We start from the raw sequence: 14,620 nt of genomic DNA on the forward strand, positions 1-14,620 counted from the left end.
CCCGACAGGCAAAGGCCGCCGGAATCCTTGCGATTCCGGCGGCCCCTGCGTACGGCTCGTGCCGTCAGCCCTTCTTGGCCGACTCCGCGTCCGCGTCAGTCTTCTCGTCCCCGTCGGCGGGGTCCTGCGCCGTCCCGTCCGACCCGCCTTCCGACCCATCTGCCGCAGAGTCGTCGCCTCCGGCCTCCGCCGCGGGCTTCGCCACCTCCGACTTCGCCACCTTCGCCGTCTCCGGCTCGACGATCTCCTCGCGCCCCGGCCGCACCCGCGACGAGATCACGATGTAGGTCACCGCCAGCACAAAGACGACGATCGAGGTCCACACATTGAGGCGCAGCCCCAGTACGTGGTGCGCCTCGTCGACGCGCATGTACTCGATCCAGCCCCGGCCCACGCAGTACGCCGCGACATACAGCGCGAACGCCCGGCCGTGTCCCAGCTTGAAGCGGCGGTCGGCCCAGATGACAAGCACCGCGACGCCGACGCACCACAGGGACTCGTACAGGAATGTGGGGTGGTAGAGGCCGGCCTCGCGGTTGGTGCCCTCGGTGATCTTGAGGGCCCACGGCAGATCCGTCGGCTTGCCGTACAGCTCCTGGTTGAACCAGTTGCCCCAGCGGCCGATCGCCTGCGCGAAGGCGACGGCGGGTGCCAGGGCGTCCGCCCAGGCCGGCAGCGGGATCCCGCGGCGGCGGCAGCCGATCCAGGCACCGACCGCGCCCAGCGCGATCGCGCCCCAGATACCGAGGCCGCCCTCCCAGATCTTGAAGGCGTCGACCCAGTTCTCACCCTCGCTGAAGTACAGCTGGTAATCGGTGATCACGTGGTAGAGCCGGCCGCCGACGAGACCGAAGGGCACCGCCCAGACGGCGATGTCGGCCACGGTGCCGGCTTTGCCGCCCCGCGCGATCCAGCGCTTGTTGCCGTACCAGACGGCCACAAAGACGCCGATGATGATGCAGAACGCGTAGCCGCGCAGCGGGAGCGGTCCGAGATGGAGCACTCCGGTCGACGGGCTGGGAATGTAGGCGATATCCATGGCAGGTCCGACGCTACCCTGCCGGGTGGGACGTGCGGCAACCCACCCGGCAACGTCTGGGTAACGAGCCGCGGCTCGAGGCAGTCCGTCAGGCCGCGTCAGGAGGCCGGCGAAGTCGGGCTCGGCGTCGACCGCTTGGTGCCCGGCTTCTTGCCCTTGTTCGCCTCTTCGACCCACTTCTTCAGATTGGCTGTGGTGATCGGCTCGCCGCCCTTGTCCGGGAAGATCGACTCCCCGTTGAGCAGCACGGTCGGTGTACCGCGGAAGCCGCTGTTGCGGAAGGCGGTGTTCGACTTCGCCACCCAGGCGTCGTGCTTGCCGTCCTCGACGCAGCTGCGGAATTCCGGGGTGTCGAGACCCTCGACCTTCCCCGCGAGCTCGATCAGCCTGCTGTTCTTGCCGAAGGCGTCGTCCGTCTCCGCAGGCTGGTTCTGGTAGAGGACATCGTGGTACGGGGCGAACTTCCCGACGTCCTGTGCGCACGCCGCGGCATTCGCTGCGCGAAGCGAGCCGGTGCCGCCCATGTTCCCGTCGATGATGGTGGCGAGGTGGTACTCGATCTTGGCCTGACCCGTCTGCTCCAGCTCGTGGAGGGTGCCCCGGGCGACGCTCTCGAACTTCGCGCAGATCGGGCAGCGGAAGTCCTCCCACACCGTGAGCGTGGACGGAGCGTCGCTCGCGCCCACCGGGATCGCGAGCTGGTCCTTGCCCTGCACTCCCGCGGGCGCGAGGAGAGGACCGGCATCGGAGCCGCTGCCCTTCTTCCCGGAGTTGGCGGCGACCACGCCGACCACGGCGGCGAGGCCCAGTACGCCCACCACCGCCGCCGTCACGATCAGGGTCCGCCGACGCTTCTCCCGCGCCTTCTCCCGCTCACGTTCCTGCTGGAGCCGCTCGCGCGCGGTCTGCTTCTGTCCCTGGTTCTTCTCGCTCACATCCCGCAAACGAACCGGGGAGGCATGTGCATGCCTCCCCGGTCCCTTTTCCACCCGTATGGGCTACTCGCCCCTGCGTACACCCTTGGCGAGGTCGCCCGCCAGCTCCCGTACCGCCTCAAGACCCGCGGCACGGTCCGGTGCGTCGAGCATCCGCTTCACGAACGCCGAGCCGACGATCACGCCGTCCGCGAACGAGGCGACCTCCGCGGCCTGCTCGGCGTTGGACACCCCGAGGCCCACGCAGACCGGCAGTTCGGTGGTGGCCCGGGTACGCCGCACCAGGTCCTGAGCCTGCGCGCCCACGGACTCGCGGGTGCCCGTGACACCCATCAGCGAGGCCGCGTACACAAAGCCGGAACCGGCCTCAGTGATCTTCGCCAGCCGTGCGTCCTGGCTGCTCGGCGCGACGACGAAGACGGTGGCGAGGCCGTGCTTCTCGGCATGCTCGCGCCATCCGCCCGCCTCCTGGACCGGCAGGTCGGGCAGGATGCAGCCCGCGCCGCCCGCCTCGGCCAGCTCGGCGGTGAAGCGCTCGATGCCGTACCGGTCGATCGGATTCCAGTACGTCATGACGAGGACCGGCTTGCCGGTGGCCTCGTGCGCCTCGCGGACCGTACGCATCACATCGGCGATCTTGACGCCGCCGCGCAGCGCGATGTCGTCGGCCGTCTGGATGACGGGGCCGTCGAGGACGGGGTCGCTGTGCGGCAGCCCGACCTCCACCACGTCCGCGCCGCCCTCGAAGGCGGCCTTGACGGCCTCGATCCCGCCGTCGACGGTCGGGAAGCCGGCCGGGAGGTACGCGATGAGCGCGGCCCGGTTCTCGTTCCTGGCCTGCGCCAGGGTGTCGCTCAACAGCTGGATGTTGCCGCTCACTTCGCGTCCCTCCTGATCTCGGCGTAGCCGTTCTCCGCGGAGGCGTCGGCGGCGACCTTCGCGTCCCCCTCGCCGTCGTACAGCCCGAAGTAACGGGCGGCGGTGTCCATGTCCTTGTCGCCGCGGCCGGACAGATTGACGACGATCAGTCCGTCCTTGCCCAGCTCCTTGCCGACCTCCAGGGCCCCGGCCAGCGCGTGCGCGGACTCGATCGCCGGGATGATGCCCTCGGTACGGGACAGCAGGCGCAGCGACTGCATGGCCTCGTCGTCGGTCACCGCGCGGTACTCGGCCCGGCCGCTGTCCTTGAGGTACGAGTGCTCGGGGCCGATGCCGGGGTAGTCGAGCCCTGCGGAGATCGAGTACGGCTCGGTGATCTGGCCCTCCTCGTCCTGCAGGACGTACGAGCGCGAGCCGTGCAGGATGCCGGGCTCGCCCGCGGTCAGGGTGGCCGCGTGCTCGCCGGTCTCGATGCCGTGGCCCGCGGGCTCGCAGCCCACGAGGCGTACATCCGTGTCCGGGATGAACGCGTGGAACAGCCCGATCGCGTTGGATCCGCCGCCGACGCAGGCGACGGCCGCGTCCGGCAGCCGGCCGGCCCGCTCCAGGATCTGGCGACGGGCCTCGACGCCGATGACCCGGTGGAAGTCGCGGACCATCGCGGGGAAGGGGTGCGGTCCGGCGACCGTGCCGAAGAGATAGTGCGTACGGTCCACATTGGCGACCCAGTCGCGGAACGCCTCGTTGATGGCGTCCTTCAGGGTCCGGCTGCCGGAGGCGACCGGGATGACCTCGGCGCCGAGCATCCGCATCCGGGCCACGTTCAGGGCCTGGCGCTGGGTGTCGATCTCGCCCATGTAGATCGTGCACTCGAGGCCGAAGAGGGCGCAGGCGGTCGCGGTCGCCACGCCGTGCTGTCCGGCGCCGGTCTCGGCGATGACCCGGGTCTTGCCCATCCGCTTGGTGAGCAGCGCCTGACCGAGCACGTTGTTGATCTTGTGCGATCCGGTGTGGTTGAGGTCCTCCCGCTTGAGGAAGACCCGCGCACCGCCGGCGTGCTCGGCGAACCTGGGCACCTCGGTGAGCGCGCTCGGGCGGCCCGTGTAGTTGACCATCAGGTCGTTGAGCTCGGCGGCGAAGGCGGGGTCGGCCTTGGCCTTGTCGTACTCGACGGCTACCTCGTCGACCGCGGCGACGAGCGCCTCGGGGATGAACTTGCCGCCGAACGCGCCGAAGTAGCCCTCGGCGCTGGGAACCTGACCCTCCGGGTCCGGGATGAAGAAGTCGCTCGACATTGCGACGTGCTCCTTGTCGGGGCCGTATGCCCCAGAAGTCTGGCTGACACTGGTCACGGTATGCGCGTGCGCGGGTGACTGGCGGGGCGTTGCTCCCCTACCCGCCCCTTCCCGAACCGGGGCTCCGCCCCGAACCCCGCGCCTCAATCGCCGGCGAGGCTTGAGTTCCGCCGGACGGGCGGAAACTCAAGCCCGTCCGGCGATTGAGGACACGCCCGAAGGGCGTACGGGGGGTCTGGGGCGGAGCCCCGGGTTACGGGAAGGGGCGGGTAGGGGAAAGCACCCGCCGGAGACCGCCTAGTGGCAGTCGCACGCGCGGACCGCGCGCCATCGCATGCCGTTGACCTGTCCCGGCTCGGACCCGATGACATAACGCACCCGGCGGCCGTGCACCCGGCGGGCCGGGGCCCGGCAGCCGCGGGGCTTGCAGCCACGGGCGAGCCTGGCGTAGGGGTCGCGCGCGGCGATCGCCGCCAGGCTCGTCCCCGGCGCTGCGGCGAGCACCGAGCCGCGGGAGGCCGTGCCGCGGGAAACCGTGCCGGTCCTCGTGCCCCAAGGGGCGCCGAAGTCTGCCGCCGATACGCGCAGGGCCGCGTCCGCCGTCGCCGGGCGCGAGGGCGTCCGGTACGGCGGTGCGACAGTGCGGGCGGCGGCGGTCATGGGGCGGTCAGCTCCGGCCGTGCCGCAGAGCCGGGTGGGCGCCCGCGGCAACCAGGTCGGCAACGGCCGACTTCGGGTCGCGGCCGGTGACCAGGGACTCGCCGACGAGCACCGCATCGGCGCCGACGTTGGCGTAGGCGATCAGATCGTGCGGACCGCGCACACCGGACTCGGCGATCTTGACGATATGCGCCGGGATCTCGGGGGCGACCCGCTCGAAAACGGAGCGGTCGACCTTGAGCGTCTTCAGATCGCGGGCGTTGACGCCGATGATCTTCGCTCCGGCCTCGACCGCACGCTCGACCTCGTCCTCGTCGTGCACCTCGACCAGCGGGGTGAGCCCGATCGACTCGGCGCGCTCGATCAGCGAGACCAGCGCCTCCTGCTCGAGAGCAGCCACGATCAACAGCACGAGGTCGGCGCCGTAGGCCCTGGCCTCCCACAGCTGGTACGCGGTGACGATGAAGTCCTTGCGCAGCACGGGGATGTCGACCCTGGCGCGAACGGCTTCGAGGTCGGCGAGCGATCCTCCGAAGCGGCGCTCCTCGGTCAGCACGGAGATGACGGCCGCGCCGCCCGCCTCGTAGTCGGCGGCGAGCCCGGCCGGATCGGCGATCGCGGCGAGCGCGCCCTTCGACGGGCTGGAGCGCTTGACCTCGCAGATCACATGGACGCCTTCGCCGCGCAGCGCGGCGACGCCGTCCTTGGCCGCAGGAGCCTTGGCGGCACGCTCCTTGAGCTCGTCGAGGCTGACACGCGCCTGCCGCTCTGCGAGGTCGGCGCGTACGCCTTCAATGATCTCGTCGAGCACACTCACGCGAGCGGCCCCCTTCCGGGACGTGGAGATGGATCAGGATCAGCCATGTCGATGGTATCCGCAGGATGGCCTCGGGCTCACATCCGGTGGACGGCTGTCCCACTAGCTGGGACTTTACGGAGCCAGCGCGGAGCCGAATGGCAGGTTCCGGACCACGCTGAAGATCAGCAGAACACCGCCGAGCGACCACCACCACGCGGGCCCGAGGGTAATCCGCAGGGGCACTCCCCGTACCGCGCGAATCAGCCACATCACCCACACCGCGGCGAAGATTGCGTAGCCCACGACGGCCACCGCGTTGGACCCGAGGGCAGTCCCCAGATCGCCGTGGATGAACGCGTGGGCGCTGCGCAGCCCGCCGCAGCCGGGGCAGTAGATCCCGGTGAAGCGGAACAGCGGGCAGACCGGGTAGTGGCCCGGTTCATTGGGATCGACCGTGCCGACGTACGCGAAGGCCGCCGCGACCCCGGCGAGGGTCGCCAGCGGAGTGGCCAGGCGCCGCGCGAGCGGGGCCGGGCGGGGCTCGCGGGGCTCGCGGGCCGGGCCGGGCTCGCGGGCCGGTGTGGTGGAGGAAGGCATGGCGTCCACCCCGTGATTCTCTCCGTTCCTACGGAAAGGCGCAGCTCATACAGAAAGGCGCAGCCCGGTCGCGCCGGGCTGCGCCTCGTGGAGCTGAACCGCTGCGTCAGGCGGTGGTCTGCGCCTGCGCGGGCTGCGCCGTCGCCTGGGCGGCGTGGTGCCTGGCCCGCACCGAGGCCTCGGACTCCTTCGGCATGCCGAGGCCGGCGGCCTTCATGGCCGCGCCGACCACACCGCCGAGCGCGATGACGCCGATACCGGCCCAGAAGCCGAGCGGGTTGGCCGCCACCATGAAGAGGCCTGCGATGCAGAAGCCGATGAAGGCGATGGTGACACCGGTCCAGGCGGCCGGGGTGTGTCCGTGGCTGGTGCCCGACATTGATGCGCTCCTCGTCGATGTGCTGGGTGAGCTGTTGTTCGGTGGTGAGCACTGAGCTCAACGCTCATTGTCCCGTATGCCGTGCCATGGCATGACGTGGGGTCCGTCACGCCTCGCGCGTCGGGTCCTCGCCGCGGTCCAGAGCCTTCCACAGATCCTCGGGCCGGTCCGGGTCCACCACCGCGGCCTTGCGGGGCCGTGGGGTGCCGTCGCGCTCGTAGCGGCCCGACATGGCGGGCCACTGCTTGCCGTAGCGCAGCGCGAGCAGCCCGGCGAGCAGGATCAGCAGGCCGCCGGCCGCGGTCGCGTAGGGCCAGGCGGTGTGGGTGAGCGCGTCGACCGTGGCGGCCGTGTCCCCGGTGGTCTGCGCGGCCTTCTCGTCGAGAGCCGCGCTGTCGGAGGCCCCGATGAAGGCGGCGAGTGCCGCGCCCGCACCGCTCAGGGCCAGCAGGGCGGAGACGAGCAGCCGGCCTCCGCTGCGTACGGCGAAGACGGCGACGAGAGCGGCCAGACCGACGATGGCGAGCGCCGTGGGGACACCGGTGACATCGCTGCCCGCCGCGTCGAGCGGAAGGCTGCCGCCACCGACGGCGGCCTTGCCCTCGGCCCAGATCTGACCGGCGGCGATCAGCACGACGGCCGCGCCGACGGCGCCGAGGAACAGGGCGGCGGCGAGGGTGCGGCGGCTGATTGTGGCGGAGGCGGCTTCGGCGCGGGGCTGGGGTACGGGTACAGCACTCACGTACCCCACTATCCCTTACCGTCCCGTCGGCTGTTGAGGCGGTTCGCGGTGTGGACGGCACGGAGCACCGCGGCCGCCTTGTTACGGCACTCGGTGTCCTCGGCGACCGGGTCCGAGTCGGCCACCACACCCGCTCCGGCCTGCACGAATGCCGTGCCGTCGCGGAGCAGCGCGGTGCGGATGGCGATCGCGGTGTCGGAGTCGCCTGCGAAGTCGAGATAGCCGACGCAGCCGCCGTACAGTCCGCGCCGCGAGGGCTCCAGCTCATCGATGATCTGCATCGCCCGGGGCTTGGGGGCGCCGGAGAGCGTGCCGGCCGGGAAGCAGGCGGTCAGTACGTCGAAGGCGGTACGGCCCGCGGCGACCCGGCCGGTCACGGTCGAGACGATGTGCATGACGTGGGAGTACCGCTCGACCGACATGAAGTCGACGACCTCGACGCTGCCGGGCTCGCAGACCCGGCCCAGGTCGTTGCGGCCGAGGTCGACGAGCATCAGATGCTCGGCGCGCTCCTTGGGGTCGGCCATCAGCTCGTCGGCGAGGGCCTGGTCCTCCTGCGGCGTCGCGCCGCGCGGCCTGGTGCCCGCGATCGGATGCACCATGGCCCGCCCGTCCTCGACCTTGACCAGGGCCTCCGGGCTGGAGCCGACGACATCGAAGCCGTGGAAGCGGAAGAGGTACATGTACGGCGACGGGTTGGTGGCCCTGAGCACCCGGTAGACGTCCAACGCGCTTGCGTGGCAAGGCGTTTCGAACCGCTGCGACGGTACGACCTGGAAGGCCTCGCCCGCCCTGATCCGTTCCTTGATGTCCTCGACGGCGTCCTGGTAGTCCTTGCCGCCCCAGAGCGCGGAGAACTCCGGCAGCTCGGAGGGCGGCAGCGCGGCGGGCGCGGACGCCAGCGGACGCGTGAGGTCCGACTCCATGGCGTCGAGGCGTGCGACTGCGTCCGCGTACGCCTCGTCGACTCCGGTGTCGAGGTCGTTGTGGTTGATGGCGTTGGCGATCAGCAGGACGGTGCCGTCCCAGTGGTCGAGCACCGCGAGGTCCGAGGTGAGCAGCATGGTCAGCTCGGGAAGCCGCAGGTCGTCGCGCTCGCCGGGCCCGATCTTCTCGAGCCTGCGCACGATGTCGTAGCCGAGATAGCCGACCATGCCGCCGGTGAAGGGCGGCATGCCGGAGGCGAGGTCTTTCGGCGTGTGCAGCGTCTCGACGGTGGTGCGCAGGGCCTGGAGCGGGTCGCCTTCGACCGGGACGCCGACGGGCGGGGTGCCGAGCCAGTGCGCCTGGCCCTCGCGCTCGGTGAGGGTGGCGGCGCTGCGTACGCCGATGAAGGAGTACCGGGACCAGGAGCGCCCGTTCTCGGCGGACTCCAGCAGGAAGGTGCCCTCACGTTCGGCGGCGAGCTTGCGGTAGAGCCCGACCGGGGTGTCGCCGTCCGCGAGGAGCTTGCGGCTGACGGGGATGACACGGCGGTCGGCGGCGAGCTTGCGGAAGGTGTCGAGATCCATGGCGCCCGACCCTACTGGCCCAGAGGAAGGACGTCGGCGTCGAAGCAGGTGCGGTCCCCGGTGTGGCAGGCGGCCCCCACCTGGTCGACCTTGACGAGCACCGCGTCGGCGTCGCAGTCCAGGGCGACGGACTTGACGTGCTGGACATGGCCGGAGGTGTCGCCCTTGACCCAGTACTCCTGGCGGCTGCGGGACCAGTAGGTGCAGCGGCCGGTGGTCAGGGTGCGGTGCAGGGCCTCGTCGTCCATCCACCCGAGCATCAGCACCTCACCGGTGTCGTACTGCTGCGCGATGGCCGGAACCAGGCCGTCGGCGCTGCGCTTGAGGCGGGCGGCGACGGCGGGATCGAGGGAACCTGTGGGGACACTGCTGGTCATACGGCCATTGTGCCGTGCCCGCCGGGGTCGCCGGGCGGTGCGTCCACTGGGCGGACTCGGTGCCGCGGCCGTACGCTGGCAGTCATGTCGACCCATGCAAGGCGTGAACGGCTTCTGCTCGCCGACCTGTTGGAGGCGGCGGGTCCCGAAGCTCCGACCCTGTGCGACGGCTGGAACACCCGGCAGCTCGCCGCCCACGTGGTGGTCCGCGAGCGGCGGGTGGACGCGGCGGGCGGGATCGTGCTGAGCGCGCTCAAGAGCCGCCTCGACCGGGTGCAGGCGGAGTTCGCCGAGAAGCCGTACGAGGAGCTGATCCAGCTGATCCGTACGGGTCCGCCGCGGATGTCCCCGTACGCGATCAAGCAGATCGACGAGGCCGCGAACAGCGTCGAGTTCTTCGTCCACGCCGAGGATGTGCGGCGGGCGCAGCCGGACTGGACGCCGCGCGAACCGGACCGGATCTTCGAGAACGCCCTGTGGTCACGGCTGGAGAAGGCGTCCCGGCTGCTGGGCCGCAGGTCCCCGGTCGGGCTGGTGCTGCGCCGTTCGAACGGCCAGACGGCGGTCGGTCACCGCGGCACCCCGGTGGTGACGGTGACCGGGGAGCCGAGCGAGCTGACGATCTTCATGTTCGGGCGGCAGGAAGCGGCGCAGGTGGACCTCGAGGGCGACAAGGACGCGATCACCCGGCTGCACGAGGCCAAACTGGGGCTGTAGCCCGGCGGCGCCTGAGCGTGCCGGACCGGCGGCGGCTCAGCGCGGCAGCTCGGCGCTGCGCAGCCCCTTGGAGCACAGTGCGTGGACCGCCCCGAGGGCGCAGACGGCCGCGCTGACGGTGAAGACCGGCACGGTGCCCCACAGGCCGACGGCCGCGCCGGTCACCGGGTAGCTGAGCGGCGCGCCGCCGAGGCTGAAGAAGGTCGAGACCGAGGTGACCCGGCCGAGGGAGGCCGGATCGGTCCGGGTCTGCACGAGCGCGTCGCACAGCGCGCCGCTCAGCCCCGCGAGCAGTCCGATCACCACGGCGACACCGACCGCGGCGGCGATGTGCGCCACCACGGCGAGAGCGGCGATCGCCCCGGCTCCGACGATCAGCCCGAGTCCCTGGACGATTCCGGCGTGCGCGATCCGGCCCCGTACCGGTCTCCTCGGCGGTCAGCCGCGGCAGATATTCGCAGCTGAAGTCGGTCCCGCGCCATGCGGCCCCAGACGGACTGCGCGTCGAGGTAGCGGCGGTAGAGCTCGACGCGCTGCTCCAAGGACATCCGGGTGACGGCCGCATGGGTGGCGATCTTCTCGGGTGTGTCCTGGAAGTCCTCGTCGCGGATGCTCAGGCCGTCGGAGGCGACCTGCCACCAGCGCCACGACCGTCCTTGCTCCGCCGCTCGGCCGCCCTGTCGAGCCAGGGGGCCACAGGTCACCAGCGCACGGGCAGCTTCCGTACGCCCCTGATCAGCATTCCGGGCATCCATGGCAGCTCGGCCTCGTCGGCGTCCGGCGCGACGTCCGGGCAGCGCTCCAACAGTGTGCGGATCGCGATACGTCCCTCGAGCCGGGCCAGCGGCGCGCCCAGGCAGTAGTGGAGGCCGTGGCCGAAGGCGATATGGCCGCGGGCGTCCCGACGGATGTCGAACCGGTCCGGGTCCTTGAAGCGCTCCGGGTCGCGGTCGGCGTCGGCCATGGCGATCAGGACGGTGGAGCCCGCCGGGATGACCGCACCGCCCATCTCCACGTCCTCCAGGGCGAGGCGGTCGGTGCAGGTCTCGACCGGTCCGTCGTAGCGGAGCATCTCCTCGACCGCCCCGTCGAGCAGACCGAAGTCGGCGCGCAGGGCGGCGAGTTGGCCTGGGTGTGCGAAGAGGGCCCGCATGCCGTTGCCGATCAGATTGACCGTGGTCTCATGACCGGCGATCAGCAGCAGTACGGACATGCCGATCAGCTCGCGCGGCGAGAGCCGGTCGCCGCCCTCGTCCACTGCGTGGATCATCGCGCTGAGCAGATCCTCGCCGGGCGCGGCCCGCTTGGCCGCGATCAGCTCGCCGAGGTACGCCGGCACCTCCTCGTACGCACGGGCCTCGGCCTCCGGGCTGGTGCGCGCGACCATCTCGTTGGACCAGCCGCGGAAGGCGTCCCGGTCCAGCTCGGGCACGCCGAGCAGTTCGCAGATGACCGTCATCGGCAGCGGGAAGGCGAAGGAGTCGATCAGATCGGCCCGCCGCTCCTCGTCCGCCAGCATCGCGTCGATCAGTCCGTCGGTGATCTTCTGGATGCGCGGGGCCAGGGTGTCGATACGGCGCGGGGTGAACTCCCGGGCGACCAGCCGGCGTAATCGCGTGTGGTCCGGCGGGTCGGACATCAACATGTGCGCGAGGGCGGGCTGGTCCTGATCGGTGTTGATGATCTGGCCGATGCTCCCGGACTTCATCCAGGCCCGGCTGAGCCGCGGGTCGGTGAAGGCGGCGCGGCAGGCGTCATGTCCGACGACGAGCCAGAGCTCCTCGCCGTCCGGGGCGCGTACCTGGTGGACGGGACCATCGGCGCGCAGCCGGGCGTAGACGGGATAGGGATCGCGAACGAAATCCGGGCTGAGCTCGAGCAGATCGACGATGGGCCGGGCCGCCATGCCGTTCCCCCGTTCCTAGGGTCGAACGGCACGCTACCCGGCCCGTCTCCCAACGAACGTCAGTTTCAGGTCAGTTGTCCACGATGGTCAGCGGACGGGGTGGCCCGCCTCCCGGAGGGTGTCCTTGACCTGGGAGATCCGCAGATCGCCGAAGTGGAAGACCGAGGCAGCCAGGACCGCGTCCGCGCCCGCCGCGATGGCCGGCGGGAAGTCGGAGAGCTTGCCGGCGCCGCCGGAGGCGATGACCGGGACGGTGACGTGCTTCCGTACCGCGGCGATCATCTCCGTGTCGTAGCCGTCCTTCGTGCCGTCCGCGTCCATCGAGTTGAGCAGAATCTCGCCCGCGCCCAACTCGGCGGCCCGGTGGGCCCATTCGACGGCGTCGATGCCGGTGCCCTTGCGGCCGCCGTGCGTGGTGACCTCGAAGGAGCCTTCCGGAGTACGACGGGCGTCGACCGACAGGACCAGTACCTGGCGGCCGAAGCGCTCGGCGATCTCGCGGATCAGCTCGGGACGGGCGATCGCCGCGGTGTTGACGCCCACCTTGTCGGCGCCGGCCCGCAGCAGCTTGTCGACGTCGTCGGCGCTGCGCACGCCGCCGCCCACGGTCAGCGGGATGAAGACCTGCTCGGCGGTGCGGCGCACCACGTCGTAGGTCGTCTCACGGTTGCCGGAGGAGGCCGTGATGTCGAGGAAGGTCAGTTCGTCGGCGCCTTCGGCGTCGTACAGCTTGGCCATCTCCACGGGGTCGCCCGCGTCGCGCAGATTCTGGAAGTTGACGCCCTTGACGACCCGGCCGTTGTCCACGTCCAGGCAGGGGATCACTCGGACCGCGAGAGTCATCCGGCACCTCCTCGGTACGCCTCGACCTCGACCTCGACGACCAGGCTCGGGTCGACGAAGCCGGAGATGATGAGCATCGACGCGGCCGGGCGGACCGTGTCGAACAGCTCCTTGTGGGCACGGCCGACCTCGTCCACGTCCCGGGCGTGGGAGAGGTACATCCGCGTACGCACCACATCCTCCCGGCCCAGGCCGAGTTCCTTCAGGGCGTCGAAGGCGACGCCGAACGCGGTGACCGTCTGGTCGTAGGGGCCGCCCGCGGCGATCTCGCCGCCGGCGACCGAGGTGCAGCCGGAGACCAGGACCAGGCCGTTCGGCAGTTCGACCGCGCGCGAGTAGCCGAAGGCGTCCTCCCACGGTCCGTCGGAGCCGATGCGCCGTACGGCAGGGGAATCGGAGAAGGAATCGGTCATTCCGACACCGCCGCGAGGGCCTCTTCCAGGGTGAACGCCTCGGCGTACAGCGCCTTGCCGACGATCGCGCCCTCGACGCCCTCGGGGACGAGCGAGGAGATCGCCCGCAGATCGTCGAGTGAGGAGACGCCGCCGGAGGCGACGACGGGCTTGTCGGTCGCCGCGCAGACATTGCGCAGCAGCTCCAGGTTGGGCCCCTGGAGGGTGCCGTCCTTGGCGATGTCGGTGACGACGTAGCGGGCGCAGCCCTCGGAGTCGAGGCGGGCGAGCGTCTCGTAGAGGTCGCCGCCGTCGCGGGTCCAGCCGCGGCCGCGCAGCGTCGTACCGCGTACGTCGAGGCCGACCGCGATCTTGTCACCGTGCTCGGCGATGACCTTGGCGACCCACTCGGGGGTCTCCAGCGCGGCGGTGCCCAGGTTGACCCGGGTGCAGCCGGTGGCCAGCGCGGCTGCGAGCGAGGCGTCGTCGCGGATGCCGCCCGACAGCTCGACCTTGATGTCCATGGCGCCGGCGACCTCGGCGATCAGCGCGCGGTTGTCGCCGGTGCCGAAGGCCGCGTCCAGGTCGACGAGATGCAGCCACTCGGCGCCCGATCGCTGCCAGGTCAGAGCGGCTTCGAGCGGAGAGCCGTACGAGGTCTCCGAACCGGACTCGCCATGAACGAGGCGTACGGCCTGGCCGTCGCGGACGTCGACTGCGGGGAGGAGTTCAAGCTTCGGCATTACAGCGTCTCAATCCAGTTGGTCAGCAGCTGGGCGCCGGCGTCGCCGGACTTCTCGGGGTGGAACTGGGTGGCCCACAGCGCGCTGTTCTCCACGGCGGCGACAAAGCGCTCGCCGTGCGTGGCCCAGGTGACCTGGGGCGCGCGGATGGCGGGGTTGGTGACCTCCAGGTCCCATTCGTGCACGGCGTAGGAGTGCACGAAGTAGAACCGGGCGTCGGCGTCGACTCCGGCGAAGAGCCGGCTGTCGGCGGCCGCCTCGACGGTGTTCCAGCCCATGTGGGGCACGATCGGGGCCTTCAGCGGGCCGACCGTGCCGGGCCACTCGTCGAGGCCCTCGGTCTCGACGCCGTGCTCGATGCCGCGTGCGAAGAGGATCTGCATGCCGACGCAGATGCCCATGACGGGCCGGCCGCCGGAGAGCCTGCGGTCGATGATCCACTCGCCACGGGCCTTCCTGAGGCCGTCCATGCAGGCGGAGAAGGCTCCGACGCCGGGGACGAGCAGCCCGTCGGCGTTCATGGCCTTGTCGTAGTCACGGGTGATCTCGACGTCCGCGCCGACCCGGGCGAGGGCTCGCTCGGCCGAGCGGACATTGCCGAATCCGTAGTCGAAGACGACGACCTTCTTGGGCACGGTCATTCCCAGATCCCCTGAATCCGCAGGACACCGGCGACCAGGCACATCGCGGAGGCGATACCGAGAAGCCCGATCAGGCCCATGGGCATCTTCTGCTTGGAGAAGGAGTACACACCGCCGGCGAGGAAGAGACCGACGACGATCAGGATGGTGGAGAGGCCGGTCATG

At 70.9% G+C, this 14,620-nt stretch carries 20 protein-coding genes; 1 reads left to right on the forward strand and 19 read right to left on the reverse strand.

Features of this window, described 5'->3' with window-relative positions; all coding sequences use genetic code 11:
- Positions 1-64: 64 nt before the first annotated feature.
- The 11 genes from lgt to hisI all read right to left on the reverse strand — a co-directional run bounded on the left by lgt (position 65) and on the right by hisI (position 9,213).
- A complete protein-coding gene (gene lgt / locus ACFYXH_RS17750; protein WP_389563467.1) occupies positions 65-1,039 on the reverse strand; it encodes a prolipoprotein diacylglyceryl transferase in 975 nt (324 codons plus the stop codon).
- A gap of 98 nt (positions 1,040-1,137) precedes the next feature.
- Positions 1,138-1,974, reverse strand: coding sequence for a DsbA family protein (locus tag ACFYXH_RS17755; RefSeq protein WP_389563469.1), 837 nt, complete (start codon positions 1,972-1,974; stop codon positions 1,138-1,140).
- Positions 1,975-2,037: 63 nt separating this feature from the next.
- Positions 2,038-2,853, reverse strand: coding sequence for a tryptophan synthase subunit alpha (trpA, locus tag ACFYXH_RS17760; protein ID WP_389563471.1), 816 nt, complete (start codon positions 2,851-2,853; stop codon positions 2,038-2,040).
- Positions 2,850-4,148, reverse strand: coding sequence for a tryptophan synthase subunit beta (gene trpB / locus ACFYXH_RS17765; RefSeq protein ID WP_389563475.1), 1,299 nt, complete (start codon positions 4,146-4,148; stop codon positions 2,850-2,852). Before trpB ends, trpA begins: the two co-directional genes overlap by 4 nt.
- Positions 4,149-4,445: 297 nt before the next feature.
- Positions 4,446-4,652: a tryptophan biosynthesis modulator TrpM gene (gene trpM, locus ACFYXH_RS17770; protein WP_389563904.1), complete on the reverse strand. Its 207-nt coding sequence runs from the start codon at positions 4,650-4,652 to the stop codon at positions 4,446-4,448.
- A gap of 163 nt (positions 4,653-4,815) precedes the next feature.
- On the reverse strand, positions 4,816-5,625 hold the full coding sequence (trpC, locus tag ACFYXH_RS17775; protein ID WP_389563476.1) for an indole-3-glycerol phosphate synthase TrpC: 810 nt from the start codon (positions 5,623-5,625) through the stop codon (positions 4,816-4,818).
- A 114-nt stretch (positions 5,626-5,739) separates the two neighbouring features.
- Complete coding sequence (locus ACFYXH_RS17780) at positions 5,740-6,204, reverse strand: DUF2752 domain-containing protein (RefSeq protein WP_389563477.1); 465 nt, start codon at positions 6,202-6,204, stop codon at positions 5,740-5,742.
- A 106-nt stretch (positions 6,205-6,310) separates the two neighbouring features.
- Entirely contained in the window at positions 6,311-6,583 is a 273-nt protein-coding gene (locus ACFYXH_RS17785; RefSeq protein ID WP_327322981.1) for an HGxxPAAW family protein, read from the reverse strand.
- A gap of 106 nt (positions 6,584-6,689) precedes the next feature.
- Positions 6,690-7,334, reverse strand: a complete 645-nt coding sequence (locus tag ACFYXH_RS17790; RefSeq protein ID WP_389563480.1) for a TIGR02234 family membrane protein — start codon at positions 7,332-7,334, stop codon at positions 6,690-6,692.
- A complete protein-coding gene (locus tag ACFYXH_RS17795; protein ID WP_389563481.1) occupies positions 7,334-8,836 on the reverse strand; it encodes an anthranilate synthase component I in 1,503 nt (500 codons plus the stop codon). Before ACFYXH_RS17795 ends, ACFYXH_RS17790 begins: the two co-directional genes overlap by 1 nt.
- Positions 8,837-8,847: 11 nt before the next feature.
- Entirely contained in the window at positions 8,848-9,213 is a 366-nt protein-coding gene (hisI, locus tag ACFYXH_RS17800; RefSeq protein ID WP_327322984.1) for a phosphoribosyl-AMP cyclohydrolase, read from the reverse strand.
- 84 nt (positions 9,214-9,297) lie between these two features.
- Between hisI and ACFYXH_RS17805 the strand changes: the two genes are divergently transcribed.
- Positions 9,298-9,930 carry a TIGR03085 family metal-binding protein gene (locus ACFYXH_RS17805; protein ID WP_389563483.1) on the forward strand — a complete coding sequence of 211 codons (633 nt, stop codon included), beginning with the start codon at positions 9,298-9,300 and terminating at the stop codon, positions 9,928-9,930.
- Between the two features lie 36 nt (positions 9,931-9,966).
- Here ACFYXH_RS17805 and ACFYXH_RS17810 read toward each other — a convergent pair whose 3' ends face one another.
- The 8 genes from ACFYXH_RS17810 to ACFYXH_RS17845 form a co-directional block, all read right to left on the reverse strand.
- Positions 9,967-10,272, reverse strand: coding sequence for a hypothetical protein (locus ACFYXH_RS17810; protein ID WP_389563484.1), 306 nt, complete (start codon positions 10,270-10,272; stop codon positions 9,967-9,969).
- A 32-nt stretch (positions 10,273-10,304) separates the two neighbouring features.
- Entirely contained in the window at positions 10,305-10,634 is a 330-nt protein-coding gene (locus ACFYXH_RS17815) for a hypothetical protein (protein WP_389563486.1), read from the reverse strand.
- Positions 10,631-11,836 carry a cytochrome P450 gene (locus tag ACFYXH_RS17820; RefSeq protein WP_389563487.1) on the reverse strand — a complete coding sequence of 402 codons (1,206 nt, stop codon included), beginning with the start codon at positions 11,834-11,836 and terminating at the stop codon, positions 10,631-10,633. Before ACFYXH_RS17820 ends, ACFYXH_RS17815 begins: the two co-directional genes overlap by 4 nt.
- A gap of 87 nt (positions 11,837-11,923) precedes the next feature.
- Complete coding sequence (gene hisF / locus ACFYXH_RS17825) at positions 11,924-12,679, reverse strand: imidazole glycerol phosphate synthase subunit HisF (RefSeq protein ID WP_389563488.1); 756 nt, start codon at positions 12,677-12,679, stop codon at positions 11,924-11,926.
- Positions 12,676-13,092: a RidA family protein gene (locus tag ACFYXH_RS17830; protein ID WP_327322989.1), complete on the reverse strand. Its 417-nt coding sequence runs from the start codon at positions 13,090-13,092 to the stop codon at positions 12,676-12,678. Before ACFYXH_RS17830 ends, hisF begins: the two co-directional genes overlap by 4 nt.
- Positions 13,089-13,814: a bifunctional 1-(5-phosphoribosyl)-5-((5-phosphoribosylamino)methylideneamino)imidazole-4-carboxamide isomerase/phosphoribosylanthranilate isomerase PriA gene (gene priA / locus ACFYXH_RS17835; protein ID WP_327322990.1), complete on the reverse strand. Its 726-nt coding sequence runs from the start codon at positions 13,812-13,814 to the stop codon at positions 13,089-13,091. Before priA ends, ACFYXH_RS17830 begins: the two co-directional genes overlap by 4 nt.
- Positions 13,814-14,455 carry an imidazole glycerol phosphate synthase subunit HisH gene (gene hisH / locus ACFYXH_RS17840; protein WP_327322991.1) on the reverse strand — a complete coding sequence of 214 codons (642 nt, stop codon included), beginning with the start codon at positions 14,453-14,455 and terminating at the stop codon, positions 13,814-13,816. Before hisH ends, priA begins: the two co-directional genes overlap by 1 nt.
- Entirely contained in the window at positions 14,452-14,619 is a 168-nt protein-coding gene (locus ACFYXH_RS17845) for a hypothetical protein (RefSeq protein WP_327322992.1), read from the reverse strand. Before ACFYXH_RS17845 ends, hisH begins: the two co-directional genes overlap by 4 nt.
- Position 14,620: the final 1 nt, after the last annotated feature.

Source organism: Streptomyces sp. NPDC002730, assembly GCF_042888805.1.
Classification (GTDB): Bacteria; Actinomycetota; Actinomycetes; order Streptomycetales; family Streptomycetaceae; genus Streptomyces.

Bases quoted from the DNA above. Each gene is read 5' to 3' on its own strand.
- ACFYXH_RS17805 (WP_389563483.1), top strand. From the start codon at position 9,298: ATGTCGACCCATGCAAGGCGTGAACGGCTTCTGCTCGCCGACCTGTTG.
- trpB (WP_389563475.1), bottom strand. From the start codon at position 4,148: ATGTCGAGCGACTTCTTCATCCCGGACCCGGAGGGTCAGGTTCCCAGC.
- priA (WP_327322990.1), bottom strand. From the start codon at position 13,814: ATGCCGAAGCTTGAACTCCTCCCCGCAGTCGACGTCCGCGACGGCCAG.
- hisF (WP_389563488.1), bottom strand. From the start codon at position 12,679: ATGACTCTCGCGGTCCGAGTGATCCCCTGCCTGGACGTGGACAACGGC.
- ACFYXH_RS17795 (WP_389563481.1), bottom strand. From the start codon at position 8,836: ATGGATCTCGACACCTTCCGCAAGCTCGCCGCCGACCGCCGTGTCATC.
- ACFYXH_RS17785 (WP_327322981.1), bottom strand. From the start codon at position 6,583: ATGTCGGGCACCAGCCACGGACACACCCCGGCCGCCTGGACCGGTGTC.
- lgt (WP_389563467.1), bottom strand. From the start codon at position 1,039: ATGGATATCGCCTACATTCCCAGCCCGTCGACCGGAGTGCTCCATCTC.
- ACFYXH_RS17830 (WP_327322989.1), bottom strand. From the start codon at position 13,092: ATGACCGATTCCTTCTCCGATTCCCCTGCCGTACGGCGCATCGGCTCC.
- hisH (WP_327322991.1), bottom strand. From the start codon at position 14,455: ATGACCGTGCCCAAGAAGGTCGTCGTCTTCGACTACGGATTCGGCAAT.
- hisI (WP_327322984.1), bottom strand. From the start codon at position 9,213: ATGACCAGCAGTGTCCCCACAGGTTCCCTCGATCCCGCCGTCGCCGCC.
- ACFYXH_RS17845 (WP_327322992.1), bottom strand. From the start codon at position 14,619: ATGACCGGCCTCTCCACCATCCTGATCGTCGTCGGTCTCTTCCTCGCC.
- ACFYXH_RS17820 (WP_389563487.1), bottom strand. From the start codon at position 11,836: ATGGCGGCCCGGCCCATCGTCGATCTGCTCGAGCTCAGCCCGGATTTC.
- ACFYXH_RS17780 (WP_389563477.1), bottom strand. From the start codon at position 6,204: ATGCCTTCCTCCACCACACCGGCCCGCGAGCCCGGCCCGGCCCGCGAG.